The following is an 18481-nucleotide window of genomic DNA, read 5'->3' on the forward strand; positions in this document are numbered from 1 at the left end:
CGTCGTGCCACACTAGTCATTCTGGCTTATCTCCTTATGCAGGTTGGGAACCTACACACAAACCATTAGACACTCTCACCAATGTCATGATGCCTTCCTGCAAAAATCTCTCCATCAATTCGATAATCATGCCCTGAAGTAGTTGGGTCACAGATCGCTTCTCCACGAACAAATCCGTAGCCACCCTCAGGAAGATTCTTAGAGGTTTCATCTACTGTCTCATAAGCAAATCCGAGATGTTCTTCTTGAAGCCTGATCTTTGCTTTTAAAGGAAGAAACCCAGTTCCAGTACACCGGACATGCAATCCATAAGAGAGAATTCCTCCGGCTTCTACCTGGGGATTCGCAAATGTTCCAGTGCATACACCTGCATTCAAAGAGCGAGTTGATATTCCATCATTCGATGTTTCCTCATCAAGCGTAAAAGTAAAGCTATCTCCAGGCTTCACCTCAGCCCGAGGTGATGCGCCTTCTGATATCTCAGTCGAAGTAGCAGATGCTAGCGGGCAAGAGAGGGCGAGGGCAGAAAGAACAGTTGCAACGACAGTACAAGTTGACCTGGTTTTAATTCTCATAAAAGTGATTATGTGGGTGGATAAAGAAGTCTGCAACACTTTGAAATAGAAATCCGACTAACGAATCTGGAGAATTAGCGCCCCTTTTTTCTGTTCGCGCTCGAGCTTGCGGCGTTGTTGTCGGGTCAGCGGTTGCGGAGTGGGGGTTTCGGCTGCGGCGACAGGTGGCAGAAAGCGGGGTAAGGTGTGAGCACCTGAGCGATTTAAGCGCCTTGCCCAACCCAAGCACCCCCGCACCGCGTCTTCAATCGCTTAGAAAGCCACACAGCGCGTCGTAGGCGACAGCACCAAGAGGAGCTGGCGCAGGCGCATGAGCAAGCCACGCTGAAGCTGCGTACCCCCAGAGAGGAGGTAGCTGACGCGGCTCGTGTCGTTAGAGAGATGACTCGTGATCTCCGGGCGGGGCGCGAGTTTTACGTCAGTGATGAGCACCAGGAGTTAGTGCTTGCGGTGCGTGAGTTTGCCGAGCTTATGGATAAAAATGCGCGTCGTTCTGCTGCCCCTGCTGGCTTGAATCGTGCCGCCCGGAGGGCAAAGAAAAAGCGCCGGCGCTAATGCCGGCGCTCGATTTTTGAGAAAAAGTTTTTAATTTTTCCCGCAAAAACCCCTGACAAACGAAAAGACCCCAACACCGAAGTGTTAGGGTCTTTTCTAGCTATATTCTTCAATATGGAGCGTACCACGTAGACGCCCGTGACTGCGAGTGGGACAAGCAGCGCGCCGGAATCGTGTCCGGAGAAATGAAATAACCCCCGCCTAACCCGCGGGTTAAACGGAAAATGTGTTGTTTCCGGTGTGCAGCCTCGATAAATGGGCTTTAAGGGGTAACGTTCGCTTCGGCTTGTGCTACTAGGCCATCAAGCATGAGGTCTATGAGGCGTGGGGTAAGCGCGTCTGGAGTAAACGAGGTCTTGGGCTCTATCGGGATGGGGCGGGTGACTATCCCGAGTCCTATGTGAAAATCCAGCGCATTAAGGTTTTCTGGACACAGGTGTGCCTTTTTGGCGGCGTCCAGCAGCTTGTCGTAGGTGCTGATTAATTCCTCGGCGCGCCTTTCAATGATGCGGTCCTTTTGTTTCCTCGTCTCCGGATCGCGCATGGCATCTTCATAAATTGCTTGGGCGAGGGTTGCTAGCTGCAAAGATCCTATGGAATGGACGGTGGTGCGCCACGCGGTGCGTGCATCGCTGGCAAATTCCGCACTGTGGGCATCGATGATTGTGGCGATATCGGCCGTTGCCTGCGCGCTTACCGCGTCGAGGAGCTCGATGCGCTCGGGGAAGTGTCGAGTGGCCGTGGCTACGCCCACTGAAGCGGCCTTCGCAATGGTCCGCATGGAAATTCCAGGCCCCTCACTGGTGAGTAGTTGCCTGGTTGCGGTGACTATTGCCGCACGATTATTGGCTGCATCTTGTCTCATGGTTGACATCTTAACAAATGGAACACTATGTTCTATTTAAGTAACTGAAATACAGTGTTCCAGATAAGGGGATTGTCATGAGTTCTACTGCGACTCACTCGCGGCAAAACACGACCGTAAAAATCTTCGCCGCCGTGATTGGGGTACCAATCGTTATCGGGCTGATGTTATTTGCTTTCCTTGCCCCAACTTTTCTTCCGGGCCGCAAGGCGTGCCCGTTGCTGTGTCCGGACCAGAGCAGATGATCAAGCACATGACCGATAAAGCAGGCGAGGGCGGACCCGATATAAGGGTGTATGAATCCGACGCGGATGTGCGCGATGCGATTGAAAACCGAGACGCGGTAGGTGGGCTGGTTATCACCCCATCGGGAGCACACACCTATACGGCCTCTGGCAACGGTGCTGCCTACACAGAGATGGTGAACCAATTAGGTAAGTCACTTGAGGCACAAGGCATGGAGATTTCTACCGAAGACCTTGCACCGACGTCGGAGGAGGATCCGCAAGCTAATGGCATCGCACTGCTGGGGCTGCCTTTGGCCTTTGGCGGCATCGTTTCCGCAGTCATTGCCACCTTTGTTTTCCGCCGCCGCAAGTGGGCCAAGTTTGTAGTACTCGTCGGTATCGCCGCAGTGGGATCGCTCGTGGCCACGTGGATGCTGCACACCGTGTACGGCACGTTAATTGGCAATTTTGGCATGGAATGGTTGGCCATCGCGCTGGGTATTCTTTCCACCTCATTGCTCACGGCGGGTCTAGCTGCGGTGATCGGTACCGCAGGTGTGGGAATTGGCGCGGTGCTTACTATCTTCCTTGGCAACCCACTCTCGGGCCTAGCCACCGGACCATGGTTGCTCCCTGCTGGCTGGGCCACCTTGGGGCAGTGGATGCCCATTGGCGCTACGGGGTACCTCGTGCGTTCCTTGTCCTATTTTGATGGCCAAGGCGCTGGACACGCGTGGTGGGTATTCGCGGCCTGGATAGCAGTAGGCTTCGCATTACTCATGTGGGACCGGTCTGCCAGCGCTACAGAATCGAGTGCGGGCCAGGTGAGCTCGGAAAGTTAGTAGCGCTCGCGGCGGCGCTTTTTCAGCTTGGCGTAGTGGTCCGGCTTGGAATCGCCGTAGCGGGAGCGGCTGCGCAGCTCGGTGGCAAGAGGTGCGGGATCGGTGTTGGCAGCGGCAGTGGTATCGGCGTCGGAGCCAGGTTCGCCGTTGGCGGAGGGGCTGGAGGTGGGGGCATCGGCAAGCGATTCCGCATCCGCATCGAGGGCCTGCATGGCGGCTTCTTCTTCGCGCAGGCGGCGGCGCTCGCGGATCTCGGACCAAATAAAGTAGCCCAAACCCAGCGGGGCCATGATGCCAAAGGCAATCCACTGGTAGCCGTAGGAGAGGTGGTTGCCGCGGTCGAGCTGCGGGATGGGCATGGCGTTGAGGACGCCCGGCTGATCCTCGGAGAGCTGGATATAGTCTTGGCCTAAGTCAGCACCGATAAGCGAGCCCACCTGCTCGGTGTGGATGGAATAGACTTGCTGGTAGCCCTCCTGCGTGATGGGGGCGGTTTTGTGCTCGGCCTCATTCGAGCGCACCATGCCGGTAATCGTTATCTCTTCGGAGGGGGCAGGCGGAATATCCGGCACCGCATTGCCCTCCTCAGCGCTGACCCATCCGCGGTTAACCAGCATGGTCAGGCCCGCATCGGTGCGGAAAGGAACCAAGGACTGATAGGACGGGCCGGAACCGGCGGGGCGCAGGCGAAGCAGCACCTCATCCTCGGGCAGGTAGTGGCCCTTCAGAGTGGTGCGGGACCATTCATCGCCAGATATGGCTCCATCAGCGTCCACGACCTGGTCAATCGGCTGCGGATCGGCTTCGTAGGCGTGGGTGATGTTTTCATTGCGTTCCACAATGTCATCGTCCTTTCCCAATTGCCATGGGGCAAGGACACTAAAGGCCAGGTAGGAAAATGCCACCACGAAAAGCAGCATGAGCACCCAGCCAGGCTTGAGGAACGTCTTTAGCATGCCCCCAAGTCTAGTCGTGGTTTTCGCGAATCCAATCCAGCAGGCCGGGGACGGCGGCTTCGATATTCTTGCGCGCGGTTTCGAAGTCTTCTTCGGTGCCGTAGTAGGGGTCTGCGACCTCTGCGCCTTCCGAAGAATTGGGATCGAAGCTGCGCATCAGCCGAACCTTGGCGGGGTCGATGCCCAGATCGATGAGCGAATCATAGTGCCCGGAGTCCATCGCGATGAAGAGATCGGCGTCCATGTGCTCTTCGCCCAATTTGGATGCGCGGTGGGAGGCCCCATCGTGTCCGGCGCGGCGCAGTTCTGCCACGGCCCGCTCATCCGCGCCTTGCCCCACGTGCCAGCCGCCGAGCCCGCAGGAATCCACGGTAGCGAGGAGATCGAGCATGTCATCTTCCATTTCATCGCGAACGATGATTTCGGCCATGGGCGAGCGGCAAATATTGCCGGTGCACACAAAGACGAGGTAGAGACCCGAGTGAGAAGAAGATTCAGTCATGCGAAAACCCTTTGCGCAGATAGTACTGTAGTGCGGGAGACAGGATATAGCACTAGCGTAATTTACAAGAATCGAGCATAAAGGAGTATCCCCATGTCTGCTGTGCGAGTGGGCGATGTGCGCCGTGTTTTGGACCAGGCCTACCCGCCCCATTTGGCCGAAAAGTGGGATGCCGTAGGCCTTATTTGCGGCGATCCCGCAGACGAGGTGCGCACCGTTGCCTTTGCTTTGGACTGCACCCAAGAGGTTGCGGACCGCGCGGTTGAGCTCGGCGCGGATATGTTGGTAGTCCACCACCCGCTGCTACTGCGCGGCGTGGAATCAGTGGCGGCCGATACGCCCAAGGGCAAGGTTGTCCATACCCTGATTAAAAATGGCGTGGCGCTTTTTGCCGCCCACACCAACGCCGATAAGGCCCGGCCAGGGGTTAACGATAAGCTCGCGGAGCTCGTGGGCATTACTCCGGGGCGGCCCATCGTGCCGGAGGTCCCAGAGACCATCGATAAGTGGGGAGTGCATATTCCTGCAGGCAGTGCGGAGCAGGTAAAGCAGGCGCTTTTCGATGCCGGGGCGGGCCACATCGGCGCCTATTCTCACTGCTCCTTCGATATCGCGGGCGCAGGCCAATTCAAACCGGAAGAGGGCGCGGACCCAGTAGAAGGGGACATCGGCAAGCTGCATCGCGGCGACGAGGTACGGGTGGAATTTGTGGCTCCCGCCTCGTTGCGGGCCACGCTGATTGCGGCGCTGCACGAGGCGCACCCGTATGAGGTGCCCGCCTATGACATTGTGGAAACGGCCGGAAGCGGCAACCTTGATACCGCGCTGGGCCTGGGGCGCTTGGGCGAGCTGCCCCGCGAGATGACCCTGCGGGAGTTTACGCAGCAGGTGGCCAATGCCCTGCCCGAGACCGCGTGGGGCATCCGGGCCGCCGGCGACCCAGAACAGACTGTGCGCACCGTGGCGGTTTCGTCCGGCGCCGGGGATTCCTTCCTGGCAGCTGCGTCAAAGCTGGGCGTCGATGTCTATGTCACCTCCGATCTGCGCCACCACCCGGTGGACGAGCATTTGCGCGCCGGGGGACCGGCCGTCATCGATACGGCCCACTGGGCCAGCGAATTTCCCTGGACGGCGCAAGCAAGCGATATCGTAGAAGCAGCATTAGAACTAGATACGGAAATTATTAGCCTGCGAACTGATCCGTGGACTATCTCCGCGCACCCAAAGGAGTCATAAGTGAAACTATCGCAAGAACTACAGCCGGTACTGCTGGAATTGGCCAACCTGGAACGCTCGCAAGGCATTGGCGGGGAAAAAGAGCTGCCAGAAAAGGTCGAGTATGACAAGGCACAACAGGAACACAAGCGCTTGCTCGATGCCTCCGGTTCCGCGCAGATGGCAGTCGATGACATGGAAAATGAAATCCTGCGCATCCAGGCCGATGAGCGCAAGCTGCGTCGGCGCGAACGCGATGACAAGCGCCAGCTCGGCGCCGAATTGGATACCGAAAAGCGCAAGGACATCGAGCACGATCTCTACGCCACCAAGTCCCGCATCGCGGATTTGATGAGTGAGCTGCAAGAAGCCCACAACGAGATCCACGCGCTGCGCTCCAACTTGGACGTCCACGGCGCGCGCGTCTCGGATTCCGAGCGCAAGCTGGACATGCTGCGCCGCGCCGCCGACGCCGCCCAAGAGGCCGCGGATAACCAGCCCGACCCCGCCGTGCGCATTGCGGATTTGCGCGAGCAGTTGCCCTCCGATGTCCTCGAGGAATACGACGCGCAGCGGCAAGAAAACGGCGTCGGCGCAGCGCAGTTTAAGGCCAACCGGGCCTGCGGTGGCTGCTTTATCGTCTTGCCACCCGCCGATAAAAATGCCGTACGCAATGCGCCTGCCGATGAGTTGCCGCAATGCAGCGACTGCGGTTCCTACCTGGTGCGCCTGGCATCATGAAAGTCATCGTCTACGCCGATGGCGGCTCCCGCGGCAATCCTGGAGTAGCCGGTTCAGGCACCGTCGTTTATGCCGCGGATGGCACAACCATCCTGCGCGAAATCGTCTATGTGGTAGGCACCAAGGCCACCAATAATGTGGCCGAGTACCACGGCTTATTGCGCGGGCTCGAGGCCGCCTCCGAGCTCGGTGCCAGTGAGGTGGAGTTCTATATGGATTCCAAGCTCGTCGTGGAACAGATCAACGGGCGCTGGAAAATCAAGCATCCGGATATGCAAAAGCTGGCCCTTAAGGCCCGCACGCTTATCGACGGCTTTTCTTCCTTCAGCCTCGAGTGGGTCCCGCGCGCGAAAAACAAGGTGGCGGATGCGCTATCCAATGACGCGATGGACGCGGCCGCGGCGGGGCACAAGGTGGGCATCGTCAAGAGCGAGACCGACGAGCCTGCCGCCGAATCCTTGTCCGATGCCGCGCCAGCTAAGGGCGAGCAGGAATGGGATACCTCCGCGCCGCACCCTTCCGACTGGCTGGGCGAGCGCGGCGATACAACCCGGTTCATTCTGCTGCGCCATGGCCAAACCGAAATGTCTGCCGCCAAGCAATACTCTGGCCGCGCCAATCCGGAGCTTACGGAACTGGGTAAAAAGCAGGCGCTGGCCGCCGCGCAGGCCCTTGCCGGTACCACCATCGACGCCATCGTGTGCTCGCCGCTTAAGCGCTGCCAAGAAACGGCGGCCGCAGTCGCGCATGGCCGCGATATCGGCGTAGTGACCGAAGAGGGCCTGAGCGAGGTGGACTTTGGCGAGTGGGAAGGAAAGACCGCGGCCGAAGCGCACCGGCGCGACCCTGAGATCCACGAGCAATGGCTCCACGATGCCGCTACACCGTGCCCCGGCGGGGAGTCGCTGCAGGCCGTCAACCGCCGCGTGCGGGCTGCCCGCAAGGAATTGCAGCGGCGCTATAGCGGCAAGACGGTGCTGATTGTCAGCCACGTCAACCCCATCAAATCCTTCCTCTGCCAGGCCCTAAACGCAGGACCTGCCACCTTCCAACACCTGTTTTTGGATCTGGCGGCGCTATCGGATGTCGAGTTCTGGGACGGCGGCTCTATGGTGCATGGATTCAACGATGTGGGACACCTGGAGGGGCTGCGCTAGACTAAGGAGCGCGAATGAGCCGGCCGGGCGATCGCGTCGCCGCAAACGGGCAGCGTTGGTGCTGCTACGTGGGCGCCGAGGAAAGTCCGGACTCCACAGAGCACGGTGGTTGCTAACGGCAACCCGGGGTGACCCGCGGGCAAGTGCAACAGAAAGTAGACCGCCTTGTGCCTCCACTTGTGCTTCGGCCCAAGTTGGGGACACAAGGTAAGGGTGAAACGGTGCGTTAAGAGCGCACCAGCATCGTCAGCGATGGCGGTGGCTGGGTAAACCCCACCGGGAGCAAGGCATCACGGCCCTGCCACGTTGCAGGGCCCGATCAGGCGTTTTAAGGCTGCTCGCTCGAGCCTGAAGGTAGCTGCTGGAACCAACTGGCAACGGTTGGTCTAGATGGATGTTCGCCGCGCGGCGTTCCGTTTAATGGGGCGCCGTGGTTAGACAGAATCCGGCTTATAGGCCGGCTCATTCGCCCTTAATCTTCTACTTTGGCTGGCTCGCCTGCGGCCAGCTTCACCAGCAGGAAGCCATCGTCTGCTAGATCCGCCGCGAAGTTTTCCGCGCGGTTGCTGGGGACATAAGCAATAACGGCTCCAGATAGCCCCGCGTGCGCCGAGCGCGCGGCCACCGCGCCGCGGACCGTGACTAGCTCCGCGAGTTTTTCTGCGGAATCGAAGCCATAAATATTGGTCAGCGAGGCCTGCGATTGCAAGACAATGGGGAAAAGCTCGTTGCGGCGGTGCGAGCGCAGGTAGCGCACAAAGTTCTCCACGCGGGAGGTCTCTTCCTCATAAAATGCCATCCACTCGGTAGCCGCATTGATGCTGGGGCGGCCCTCCTCGCCGTAGACCTTGTGCACTGCTTTGAGCCACTCCACCACGCGCTGTTGTGCATCGGGCAATAAGCGCAGCGACTCTGTGCCGAAGGAATGACAGGCATCATCGATAAATTGCTGGCGTTGGCGGATGGCGTCAATTGCCTGCGACTGCTCTTCCGCAGTGTTCCCGGGCACCGCCACCGCGAAGGCCACCACGTCTTGGTCCACGACGTGGGGCGCATGGGTGACCGAGCCATCGGCATAGTCGATGATGCACACACCGTCGCCACTGCTGCGCAGCGCGGCGGTGTGGCGCGCGCGTAGGGCGGGCTTATGGGCAAAGGTGGTTACCGCCTGGGTGCAGACATCCGCAACGCGCACGCGCAAGGGAGCGTCGAGGTTGTCTGTTGGGCCCATTAAGGCAAGCGCTACGGCAACATCCGCCGCCGATGCGGCGCCTAAGCCGATATCGTTGGGGATATCGCTCACGATGGTGATATCCGCCCCAGCCGTCTCCCTGGACAGTAACTGGCGGTTGACCATGGTGTGTACGATGCCGCCGATGCGCGCGGCCAGCCCACCTTCTGGTGCGGGCGGAATGACCGGTTGCCCCTCCGAATCCGTCGTGGGCTGTTGCGCCGCAGCGAGCGCAGCCACCTCCTGGAGGCCAATGGAATCGTGCGCAGGCTCCCCAATTGCCGGCACGTAGTGGACGGAAACGATACCATCCGTGCGCGAACTGACGGCCGCAGCCGCGCGGAGATCCGACAGGCTTGCGGCGACGATGCCTCCATAATGATCGATATGCTCACCAATGAGCGGCCAGGTCGCGGGCGCGCTGGCGACATGGGTGGGCTCCGTTCCCACAATAGAGGCGTGTTGTTGTGCAACGCGCTCAGCGATAGGGGACTTAGGCGTCGACCACAGTGGCATGAAGGCAAAAGCTCCTTTTCCAATTCGGCGGATAAAAATCACGCGGCTACGTGGCGCGGGCTAGCGCCATGGACAAAGTAGCCGATAAAGCGGCTCCCTTGCTCTGCTTGACGGTGCAAGGGAGGCATGAAAAGAAATACTGCCCTCATATTCTAGCGGGCGCGTGTTTTCATGCATGGGTAGTGTGGGCACCAACCACAGGCGGGCAGCGCACACGTGCTGTCCAAAGTATATAGACGAAAGGGACTACCGTGGCGACTACAACAGATGAGAAGTGGTATTACGACCCTTCCACCAAGGAAGTCAGCAAGGGCAAAGTATCCGGCTGGGAAAACCGCATGGGGCCTTATGACACCCGCGAAGAGGCCGAGCACGCCATAGAAATCGCGCGCGCCCGCACCAAGGCAGCCGATGCTGCAGATAAAGAAGATGATGGCTGGGACTAGTTAACTTCCCAACCACCATCTAGCAGCTACCAATACGGCCTAACGCGCCATAACTGGTGCCGCTGACGCGCGCTACTTCTTCAGCTTCTTGCGCAGCGGCTTAAACGCGGCCTTGATGTCTTTGAAAGACTCGTTGTAATCATCCAAGGCGGCTAGGCCGATGGCGCGTTCGCGCTGGTACAGCAGGCCGTAACCAAAGGTATCTTCCCCGCGGCGGTGCGAAGTGTGGGCCAGTTCTAGCAATTTATCCCGCGAGGTAACCGAGTCTTGGAAATCCCCCAAGACCGATTGCATCTTCTTGCAGGCCTTGTATAGGCGCTTGGTCTTTAGCTTCGTCGCGGAACCGGCTGCTTCTGCTGCGTAACGCAGTTTCTTGGCAGCCTTGCGCATATCGTGGAAATAATCCTCGCGCTCGTGCAGCGAAAGCTCCGCGTTATCCCAATTGTCCACGGCCTTCTTATGCCGCTTGACTAGCTTCTTATAGGCCTTTTCCAAGTGGCGTGCCATGACGGCATCGACGTCCTCGGCTTCCGCATCGCCGGTGGAAGGTGACTTTTCCGTCTTCTTTTCAGCGGTCGATTCTTCCTCTGCGGGGTGCGTTTCCGCGGATTCATCGGCTGAACTTTCGGCTGCAACCTCAGACGTATCCCCGTCCCCGTCCGCGTCCACGGTAGCGGAATCGTCCTCGCCGTCGGCATCTTCTGCAGATTGGGCACCGGCCGTTGGGGGATCAGCCAGTAGGCGGTCGAGGGACTCGAGCAATTCGAGGTATTCCTCAGAATTTAGCGCGGCGATAACCCTGCGGTGCGCCCGGCGGTAGGCGGTGCCCATGTCGCGGGAGATGTGTTCGCGGGTGGCGGCATCTAAGGTATCGGAGTCCTCGGACTCCAAGAGCTCTTGCCAGCGCTCTTCCACGACCTCTGCATCGCGGGCTACGCCCAAAATGCCGGCGAGCTCTTTGAGATCAGCTTCGATCTTCTCAATCTGCGGGCCGACAACAATGCCGTGAAAAGTCTGCAGGTGGCTGCGCAGTTCGCGAGTGGCCACGCGCATTTGGTGCACCGAGTCCCACTCATCGCGGCGAACTCGCGGATCATAATCAATGAGCTTGTCGCGGTTAGCCTGCAGAGCTGCAATCACTGCGGCGGTCGGGGAATCCTCGTCAACGTCTGGGGTAACGAGAGCGGGAGGGAGGGGAGCGTTGTTGTAGGAATCTCCCAAAGCTGACTTCAACTTAGACGGGGACGAAGAAACGCGAGCCCCGGCGCCGATGAGAAGAGAGGTCGCGCGGCGGATGAACTGGCTTCCTTCTTCAGTGCCTGGAAGCTCACCGGCCAGCTCCACTTCCCATTCGCGCCAGGATTGCTGCTGCCCGCCGGGCAAGAAAGAAAAGGCGGTGACATGGTCATCGCAGAATTCCGCGACCGGATTATTGTGCTCGTCCGCAAGCAGCATCTCGGTGCGGTTATTATCCACCTGCGCAATGGGGCTTAACTCGTTGTGGCGAACGATGGAGCGCACCTGCTGTACCAACTCTTGGGGTACCTCGTACTTGCCGTCTACTGGGTCTCCTAATTCGGCATGGATCTCGGTCCGGCCACCCTCGCTGGGGATTTTGATGTGCCAGCCATCGTCATTGCCGCCGGTGCGGCGGCGTAAGGTGATTTTGGCGTGAGTTAGGCGCAAATCTTCCGTGTCGTAATAAATGGCGGATAGAGCGTGGTGGCGCGTTTCTGCAACATGGTCAACGGATTCGAGTCGAGTGAGTTCAGGCAGTTGAGTCGATTCTGCTACGGCGAATTTCGCTTCTACTTCCAGAAAAGTCTGTGTTGACATTCACATACCCTTAAGCTTTTACAACAATTAATTTCACCTGTGATCCTACCCGTGACGAGCAGCACGCGCCTGAAAAATTTCGCAGCGTTTGCTGTGCGCACGGGTAGAAATGTGCCGCCGACACCATGAGGCTGAAAGCAGACAGGGGAGGCCACGGAGCAAGGGCTGCCGGTATTAAGAATCGATGCCAGTGGCAGGCCCACCCAAGTGAGACTTATCCGCAGCCGTGATGCCATCAGTGATGCCATGCAGACTATTCATGGATAGCGAGGATGTGGTCAGGTTGGGAAATAGGCGGTCTCGGGTTTCCTCGGCATGATCGGTGCGGGCCTGGAGTGCAGGTAGCGTCTGGGTGGCGATGAGCTCAGCGTGATGGCTGCAATAGGGAGACTCATCGAGTTTTTCTTCGATGCCGTCTTCATTGGCCAGCTCCAGCAGTTCCCCGATCCGAGCGGCATAGGAAAGCCGGAAGCTACGGCGATAGGACGCGGTGGTCTGTGTCGCGCGTGCAAACTCGGCACCTTCACTATTGCGCATGTACCAATCGCATTGGCGGTTCAGCGAGGAAAACAGAGCGGCGCAGTGGGCGGCGTCTTCGGGCGCGCCGATGATGCAGGCAAGGCCCTTTTCGTGGATGAGGAGGGTGGTGCATCCATTGGCATTGGCGATGGTGCCTAACAAGGTGACCTGATGCTTGATATATGGCGGGTGAACGTGCACGCGGTGGGAAATGAGGCGGGGCTGGTCCACGGTTAAGAGATCCTCGATGCGGTATTTCTGCTGCAGCGACTGGGCCTTAGAAATAAGCACCTCTGCCTCTTCTGCAAAGGTCGTGGATTCGGCCTTGCGCAATAGCCCCAAGACCTTGTGGCGGATTTTATCCTGCTTGTCGCTAGAGCCATCGGCTTGACTGAGCTCGCCGCCGGCCAAAAGCTCGGTATCGCGCAAACGCGGCAGGTGCACCAGCTCTTTCATGATGGCGCGCAGCTTATCGCGGGGAATGAAATTTTCTTGCGGTGCTTCTAATTGCAGCCACGCTTTGCGCAGCGCGGGTGAGGTGATGCGGGCAGGTACGTGCGGGCTAGCGCGGTAGATGAAGGGATAGGAATAAGCGCCCAGGACGTGGCGTAAATCGTCCGGGGACCACCCGTATTGGGCGGCAGTAACTACGGCATCGATAACGCTGGCAGAAAGTTCATCAACGTGGGAGGTCATACTAGTTTCTTCCTTCAGAAAGCTTGTACAGGTGTTCGCTTGCCCCACTAGCAAAGCACGTGCACGAAGCCGTACCTGCTGCATTAACCCCCGCTTGCTACCCCCTGAATACTCTGCCGACCTGCGAATCTGACCATGTGGAAATTGACTAATGAACTGCACACTGGCTAGCGGTGAGCCGGTAAGGTTTAGGGCATGAATAGCCAACACGAATTCGTCTTACGCACCGTTGAGGAACGCGATATCCGCTTTATCCGCTTGTGGTTTACGGATATCATGGGCGCCCTCAAATCCGTAGTGATGAGCCCCTCCGAACTCGAATCCGCCTTTGAGGAGGGGATTGGCTTTGATGGCTCGTCGGTAGAGGGATTTTCCCGCATCTCTGAATCAGACACCATTGCGCTGCCGGATCCCTCCACCTTCCAAATCCTGCCCTTTGATGACAACGAGCCGGACCTGCAAACGGCGCGCATGTTCTGCGATATTGCGCAGCCAGACGGCCAGCCCTCCGTGGTAGATCCGCGCCATATCCTGCGCCGCCAGGTCACCGAGGCCGCCAATGATGGATTTACCTGCATGGCCTCGCCAGAAATTGAGTTCTACCTGCTGGAACACAGCAAGGAACTGACAGACCTGGTCCCCACCGATAATGGCGGGTATTTCGACCAAGCGACGCACGATACCGCGCCGCTATTCCGCCGCCGCGCCATGCTTGCGCTGGAATCACTCGGCATCGCCACCGAATTTAGCCACCACGAAACCGCGCCGGGCCAGCAGGAAATCGATCTCCGCCACGCCGACGTGCTGACCATGGCGGATAATATTATGACCTTCCGGCGGGTTATTAAGCAGGTGGCCACGGATTCCAATGTGCGGGCAACGTTTATGCCCAAGCCCTTTGAGGATCTCCCGGGCTCAGGAATGCACACGCACTTTAGCCTGTTTGAAGGCCAGTCCAACGCCTTCCACGATCCGGACGATGAATTTTCGCTCTCGCACACCGCCAAGCAGTTTATTGCCGGGATTTTGGAGCACTCTACGGAGATGAGCCCCATTATCAACCAGTGGCCCAACTCCTATAAGCGGCTGATGTTTGGCAATGAGGCGCCGGGCTCGGTCACGTGGGGCGTGCAGAACCGTTCCGCCCTGGTGCGCGTGCCTACATACCGCCTGACCAAGGAAGAATCGCGCCGGGTGGAAATCCGGTCCATTGATGCCTCCATGAACCCATACCTGGGCTATGCCGTCATCCTTGCCGCAGGGCTGCGGGGCATCCGGGAGGGCTATGAATTAGACGAGCCTGCAGAAGACGATGTCCACCAGCTCACCCACCGGGAACGCCGCGCCATGGGGTATAAGGATCTGCCCTCCAGCATGGATCAGGCCCTGCGCGAGTTTGAAAAGTCCGAATTTATGGCGGAGGTCTTGGGAGAGCATGTCTTCGAGTTCTTCTTGCGCGCCAAATGGGAAGAATGGCGCGATTACCAGCGCCAAATTACGACAGTCGAGCTGCGCAACAACCTGAACTTCTAGGAGAATAATGCGTCCTGCCACGGTGCCTTCGCCGGCGTCGCTGGGCCTTAGCCGGTCCCATGCCGCACAAGACTTAGAACAACTGGGATGGAATAACCCGGAGTCCGTTGACCTTTTATGGACGCTGGCTGCGGTCGGTGATCCAGATTTGGCCCTTAATAACCTCGTGCGCATTTACGAACAGGCCCCGGAGCTCGATGCGGAAATCCGCAGCAATGAGCAAGTGAGGGTGCGTCTCCTCGCCCTCTTGGGTGCGTCGACGGCGTTTGGGGATCACCTTGCCGCCCACCCGGAGCTGTGGGAGGAGCTGAAAAAGCCGCTCCCGGAGCCAGAAGAGATGCTCACCAGCTTGCTTGAAACGGTGGGGGCGCAGCCGGCAACGTTTGCCGCAGAGCTCGATGCTCCGGATCCAGCGAGGGACGATCTCAGCGCGCCGGGTACGTACCGCGCGAGCGAGGGCGAGCATAAAAAGGAGATGCGGACCCAGTACCGCACGCTGATGATGCGGCTTGCCGCGCACGATGTGGCGGGTACCTTCCACTCCCGCAAGGGGCAATCCCGCCCGCAGCCGGAGGTAAGCTTCCGGCAGGTCACCACGCTGACTACGGCGCTTGCCGATGCCGCCCTCACGGCCTCCCTTGCCGTTGCGGTGCGCAAGATCTACGGCGACGATCCGCTCGATGCACAGCTTGCGGTAATGGCGATGGGCAAGTGCGGTGCCGGGGAGCTGAACTATATCTCCGACGTGGACGTCATCTTCGTCGGCAGCGAGGCAACTCCCAAGGCCACCCGGCTCGCCGCGGAGTTTAACCGGATTGGGTCGACGACATTTTTTGATGTCGATGCGAACCTGCGGCCAGAGGGTAAGTCTGGGGCGCTGGTGCGCACGTTGGATTCGCACGTGACCTACTACCGCCGGTGGGCAGAAACCTGGGAATTCCAGGCGCTGCTCAAGGCGCGGGCGATGACCGGTTACCTGCCGCTGGGAGAGGATTACTTGGAGCAAATCCGGCCGATGGTCTGGACGGCCTCGCAGCGCGATTCCTTCGTGGAAGACGTCCAAGCCATGCGCCGGCGCGTATTGGATAATGTGCCGGATGAGCTCAAACATCGCGAGCTCAAGTTGGGCGTCGGTGGGCTGCGCGATATTGAATTCGCGGTGCAATTGCTCCAATTGGTGCACGGGCGTTCCGATGAATCTCTGCGCGCGCTGTCGACAGTGGATGCCCTCGACGCGCTTATCTCCGCCGGCTACGTGGGCCGCGAAGACGGCACGCAGCTCATCGAGGCTTATGAATTCTTGCGCCTTTTAGAACACCGCCTGCAATTGGAGCGCTTCCGCCGCACGCACACGCTGCCGGCAGACGATGATGAAGCGGGCCTGAACTGGCTCGCGGTAATTTCAGGGTTTTCCCCGCAGGGCACTAAGTCTGCAGTGCAGGGCATGCTTGCGCATTTGCGGCGCATCAGAATGCGCATTTCTGAGTTGCACTCGCGCTTGTTTTATCGCCCGCTGCTCAATTCCGTGGTGACCATGTCCGCCGATGAGCTCAAACTTTCGCCGGAGGCGGCAAAGCTGCAGCTTGCGGCATTGGGGTATAGCTCGCCGGTACGTGCCTTCGAGCACCTGACCTCTTTGGCATCCGGTACCTCCCGCAAGGCACGCATTCAAGCCATCTTGCTGCCGACCTTGATGGAATGGCTGGCAGACACCGCCGATCCAGATATGGGGTTGCTCAATTACCGCAAGCTATCTGAGGCCGCCCGGGATAAGTCGTGGTTCCTGCGCATCCTGCGGGATGAGGGGATCGTCGGCCAGCGCTTGATGCATATTCTGGGAACCTCGCCATTTACCGCGGACCTTATCATCAGCGCCCCGGATTCGGTGAAGCAGCTTTCCGATGGCGCGACCGGTCCCAAGTTGCTCGAAACTAAGCCGGAGCAGGTGTCTAAGGCGCTGGTTAATTCCAGCAAGCGCCATGCGCACCCGGATAAGGCGGTGGCGGTCGCGCGCTCGCTGCGCAGGGTGGAGCTGGCGCGCATCGCCAGTGGCGATCTCTTAGGGATTATCCCCGTTGAGCAGGTATGCCAAGAGCTGTCGACTATCTGGAACGCGGTATTGGAAGCCGCCCTCCGCGCGGAGGTACGGGCCTGGCGGAATGACCACGAGGATGCGGAACCGCCGGCGCGCATTGCGGTTATTGGTATGGGCCGGCTCGGTGGCCGTGAGCTTGGGTTCGGCTCCGATGCAGATGTTCTTTTTGTGGCAGAGCCTGAGGCTGCAGACGATGAAGGCGAGGCCATGCGGTGGGCCATCGGGATCGTCGATAAGCTGCGACGCCGCCTTGCCAAGCCCTCTGGGGATCCGCCCTTGGACGTCGACCTGGGCCTGCGCCCGGAAGGGCGATCTGGTGCGGTGGTGCGCAGCATTGCCTCCTACAAGCGCTATTACCGCGAGTGGGGCGAGGCCTGGGAAATGCAGGCGCTGCTGCGCGCGGCCTTCATCGCTGGGGACGAGGAAGTGGGCCAGCGCTTTATGGAGATGATCGATGAATACCGCTACCCGGATAGCGGCGCGAGCCAGTCCACCATTCGCGCCATCCGGCGCATGAAGGCTCGGGTGGATAACGAGCGCTTGCCGCGGGGAGCTGACCGCACCACTCACACGAAGTTGGGGCGCGGCGCCCTGACCGATATTGAGTGGACGGTGCAGCTGCTGATTATGATGCACGGGCACGAACATCCCAAGCTGCGGCAGCCAGGGACCTTGCCGGTATTGGATGCGCTGGAAGAAAGCGGAATATTAAGCGCCGATCAAACCGGTGACCTGCGAGATGCGTGGTTGATGGCAACGGATGCCCGCAATGCGTTGGTGCTGGTGCGCGGCAAGCGCGTGGATCAATTGCCTGGGCCCGGACCACAACTGGCACAGGTGGCCGGTGCGGCCGGCTGGACGCCGGAGAATAACCAGGATTTCTTGGATACATACCTGAAATTGACCCGGCACGCGCGCAAGGTGGTCGATGAAGTCTTTTGGGGAGAGGAGGAATCCTTCGAGCATTCTTAAAGTTGCCGCATAACTTGGTCTATGCAGCGCTAATTCTCTTAACTTTTAAAGTATCGGACTCTAAAGTAGGAACAAGTTAGAGAAAGGATCTTTGGTTATGTCATTTCAGCTGCAGCTCGATGTGGACTCCGCCACGGTTGGAGAATTGGCCGCCTTGCTTTCTGCCGCTCGCGCGGCTGGGGTCCGTGATGATGACGTCCTAGAGTTAGATGGCACCACCTTGACCATTGAGGTCTCGGCCCCACAGACGGGCGCGTCCCGCGCCGGGCAGAACGTTGATGCGCCGCATCACCAAGACGACCTTGGCCGCGAGGGCGGCACGGACTCCCGCTCGCGCGGGCGCGGCGACCGCATTGGGGAGGCCACGATCCGCTCGCTCATCGATATCTTGAATGAACGCGGCACTGGCAATTCCTCGCGCGGTAATGGATACGGATTCTTCGGGGGAAGTTCGGATTACCATGGCTAAATCACCGGGAGCCCACCGCAGAAAGCTTATCTACCTCTGGGGCTGTATCGCCGTGGCGGCCATAATCGCCGTCGTTGTTGGCACGTGGGCAACCAACCGCCATCACCCGCCTAAAGGGACGATGACCGTGGGTGATGCCGTAGCCGGGGGAGTGGTGCAGGAAGAAGCGCCCGCCCAGGTTAATGGTGCAGTGGGAGGCGATGCGTCCTCAGAGGCCAATCGCGTGATGTCGCTGGCGAAGGCGTTGGGGATTCCCTTGGAATCGGTGCCGCGCGATATTACCCAGAATAAATCCGGAAAGTCTGATGTCCGGCAGTATCTAGAGCGCGAGTTAAAGAGCGCCGTGGCCTCTGGTGAGCTGGATGAAGACGATGAAAAGGCCATCATTGGTGCCTTTGAGAAAGGGATTGTCATCCCAGCCAGCGATGGCATCGTGGCTGAAAGCGCCCCGGCGAATTAGACCAGTGCCGTGGCCCCGGATTGCCTGCGAATGGTCCCCGCGAAGTTTCAGGAAACCGGCAGACTGACGGCAT

The 18481-nt window shown here is 59.2% G+C and carries 17 protein-coding genes and 1 other RNA gene; 11 read left to right on the forward strand and 7 right to left on the reverse strand.

Annotation, left to right across the window (positions count from 1 at the left end; all coding sequences use genetic code 11):
* Window positions 1–65: 65 nt before the first annotated feature.
* Entirely contained in the window at window positions 66–575 is a 510-nt protein-coding gene (locus ABRP87_RS08380) for a hypothetical protein (RefSeq protein WP_349868323.1), read from the reverse strand.
* 381 nt (window positions 576–956) lie between these two features.
* Between ABRP87_RS08380 and ABRP87_RS08385 the strand changes: the two genes are divergently transcribed.
* Complete coding sequence (locus tag ABRP87_RS08385; RefSeq protein WP_349864318.1) at window positions 957–1130, forward strand: hypothetical protein; 174 nt, start codon at window positions 957–959, stop codon at window positions 1128–1130.
* 262 nt (window positions 1131–1392) lie between these two features.
* Here the strand turns inward: ABRP87_RS08385 and ABRP87_RS08390 are convergent, their stop codons facing one another.
* Window positions 1393–1995, reverse strand: coding sequence for a TetR/AcrR family transcriptional regulator (locus tag ABRP87_RS08390; protein WP_349864315.1), 603 nt, complete (start codon window positions 1993–1995; stop codon window positions 1393–1395).
* A 223-nt stretch (window positions 1996–2218) separates the two neighbouring features.
* On the opposite strand from ABRP87_RS08390, the gene ABRP87_RS08395 reads away from it, so the two are divergent.
* A complete protein-coding gene (locus ABRP87_RS08395; RefSeq protein ID WP_349868324.1) occupies window positions 2219–3064 on the forward strand; it encodes an ABC transporter permease in 846 nt (281 codons plus the stop codon).
* Here ABRP87_RS08395 and ABRP87_RS08400 read toward each other — a convergent pair.
* Window positions 3061–4020 (reverse strand): SURF1 family cytochrome oxidase biogenesis protein, encoded by a 960-nt coding sequence (locus tag ABRP87_RS08400; RefSeq protein WP_284869815.1) that lies wholly within the window; start codon window positions 4018–4020, stop codon window positions 3061–3063. The genes ABRP87_RS08395 and ABRP87_RS08400 overlap by 4 nt on opposite strands.
* A gap of 10 nt (window positions 4021–4030) precedes the next feature.
* A complete protein-coding gene (locus ABRP87_RS08405) occupies window positions 4031–4522 on the reverse strand; it encodes a low molecular weight protein-tyrosine-phosphatase (RefSeq protein WP_349868325.1) in 492 nt (163 codons plus the stop codon).
* Window positions 4523–4615: 93 nt separating this feature from the next.
* Between ABRP87_RS08405 and ABRP87_RS08410 the strand changes: the two genes are divergently transcribed.
* The 4 genes from ABRP87_RS08410 (at window position 4616) to rnpB (ending at window position 8104) form a co-directional block, all read left to right on the forward strand.
* Window positions 4616–5758 (forward strand): Nif3-like dinuclear metal center hexameric protein, encoded by a 1143-nt coding sequence (locus ABRP87_RS08410; RefSeq protein WP_349868326.1) that lies wholly within the window; start codon window positions 4616–4618, stop codon window positions 5756–5758.
* Entirely contained in the window at window positions 5759–6478 is a 720-nt protein-coding gene (locus ABRP87_RS08415; protein WP_284869818.1) for a zinc ribbon domain-containing protein, read from the forward strand. It abuts the gene before it with no gap.
* Complete coding sequence (locus ABRP87_RS08420; protein ID WP_284869842.1) at window positions 6475–7635, forward strand: bifunctional RNase H/acid phosphatase; 1161 nt, start codon at window positions 6475–6477, stop codon at window positions 7633–7635. Before ABRP87_RS08415 ends, ABRP87_RS08420 begins: the two co-directional genes overlap by 4 nt.
* Before the next feature lie 15 nt (window positions 7636–7650).
* An RNA gene (rnpB, locus tag ABRP87_RS08425) (RNase P RNA component class A) lies at window positions 7651–8104 on the forward strand.
* Window positions 8105–8107: 3 nt separating this feature from the next.
* Here rnpB and ABRP87_RS08430 read toward each other — a convergent pair.
* Entirely contained in the window at window positions 8108–9382 is a 1275-nt protein-coding gene (locus ABRP87_RS08430) for a galactokinase family protein (RefSeq protein WP_284869819.1), read from the reverse strand.
* A gap of 251 nt (window positions 9383–9633) precedes the next feature.
* Between ABRP87_RS08430 and ABRP87_RS08435 the strand changes: the two genes are divergently transcribed.
* Window positions 9634–9828, forward strand: coding sequence for a hypothetical protein (locus ABRP87_RS08435; RefSeq protein WP_349868327.1), 195 nt, complete (start codon window positions 9634–9636; stop codon window positions 9826–9828).
* 72 nt (window positions 9829–9900) lie between these two features.
* Here the strand turns inward: ABRP87_RS08435 and ABRP87_RS08440 are convergent, their stop codons facing one another.
* Window positions 9901–11664, reverse strand: coding sequence for a CYTH and CHAD domain-containing protein (locus tag ABRP87_RS08440; protein ID WP_349868328.1), 1764 nt, complete (start codon window positions 11662–11664; stop codon window positions 9901–9903).
* Between the two features lie 174 nt (window positions 11665–11838).
* Window positions 11839–12879, reverse strand: a complete 1041-nt coding sequence (locus tag ABRP87_RS08445; RefSeq protein WP_349868329.1) for a DUF2786 domain-containing protein — start codon at window positions 12877–12879, stop codon at window positions 11839–11841.
* Window positions 12880–13074: 195 nt separating this feature from the next.
* Between ABRP87_RS08445 and ABRP87_RS08450 the strand changes: the two genes are divergently transcribed.
* From ABRP87_RS08450 to ABRP87_RS08465, 4 genes are all read left to right on the forward strand, one after another.
* On the forward strand, window positions 13075–14412 hold the full coding sequence (locus ABRP87_RS08450) for a glutamine synthetase family protein (protein WP_349864276.1): 1338 nt from the start codon (window positions 13075–13077) through the stop codon (window positions 14410–14412).
* A gap of 7 nt (window positions 14413–14419) precedes the next feature.
* Window positions 14420–17479 (forward strand): bifunctional [glutamine synthetase] adenylyltransferase/[glutamine synthetase]-adenylyl-L-tyrosine phosphorylase, encoded by a 3060-nt coding sequence (locus tag ABRP87_RS08455; protein ID WP_349868330.1) that lies wholly within the window; start codon window positions 14420–14422, stop codon window positions 17477–17479.
* 97 nt (window positions 17480–17576) lie between these two features.
* A complete protein-coding gene (locus tag ABRP87_RS08460) occupies window positions 17577–17948 on the forward strand; it encodes a Cgl2226 family protein (RefSeq protein WP_284869824.1) in 372 nt (123 codons plus the stop codon).
* A complete protein-coding gene (locus ABRP87_RS08465; protein ID WP_034659092.1) occupies window positions 17941–18408 on the forward strand; it encodes a hypothetical protein in 468 nt (155 codons plus the stop codon). Before ABRP87_RS08460 ends, ABRP87_RS08465 begins: the two co-directional genes overlap by 8 nt.
* Window positions 18409–18481 lie beyond the last annotated feature (73 nt).

It is taken from the genome of Corynebacterium sp. KPL2830 (assembly GCF_040225635.1).
Classification (GTDB): domain Bacteria; phylum Actinomycetota; class Actinomycetes; order Mycobacteriales; family Mycobacteriaceae; genus Corynebacterium.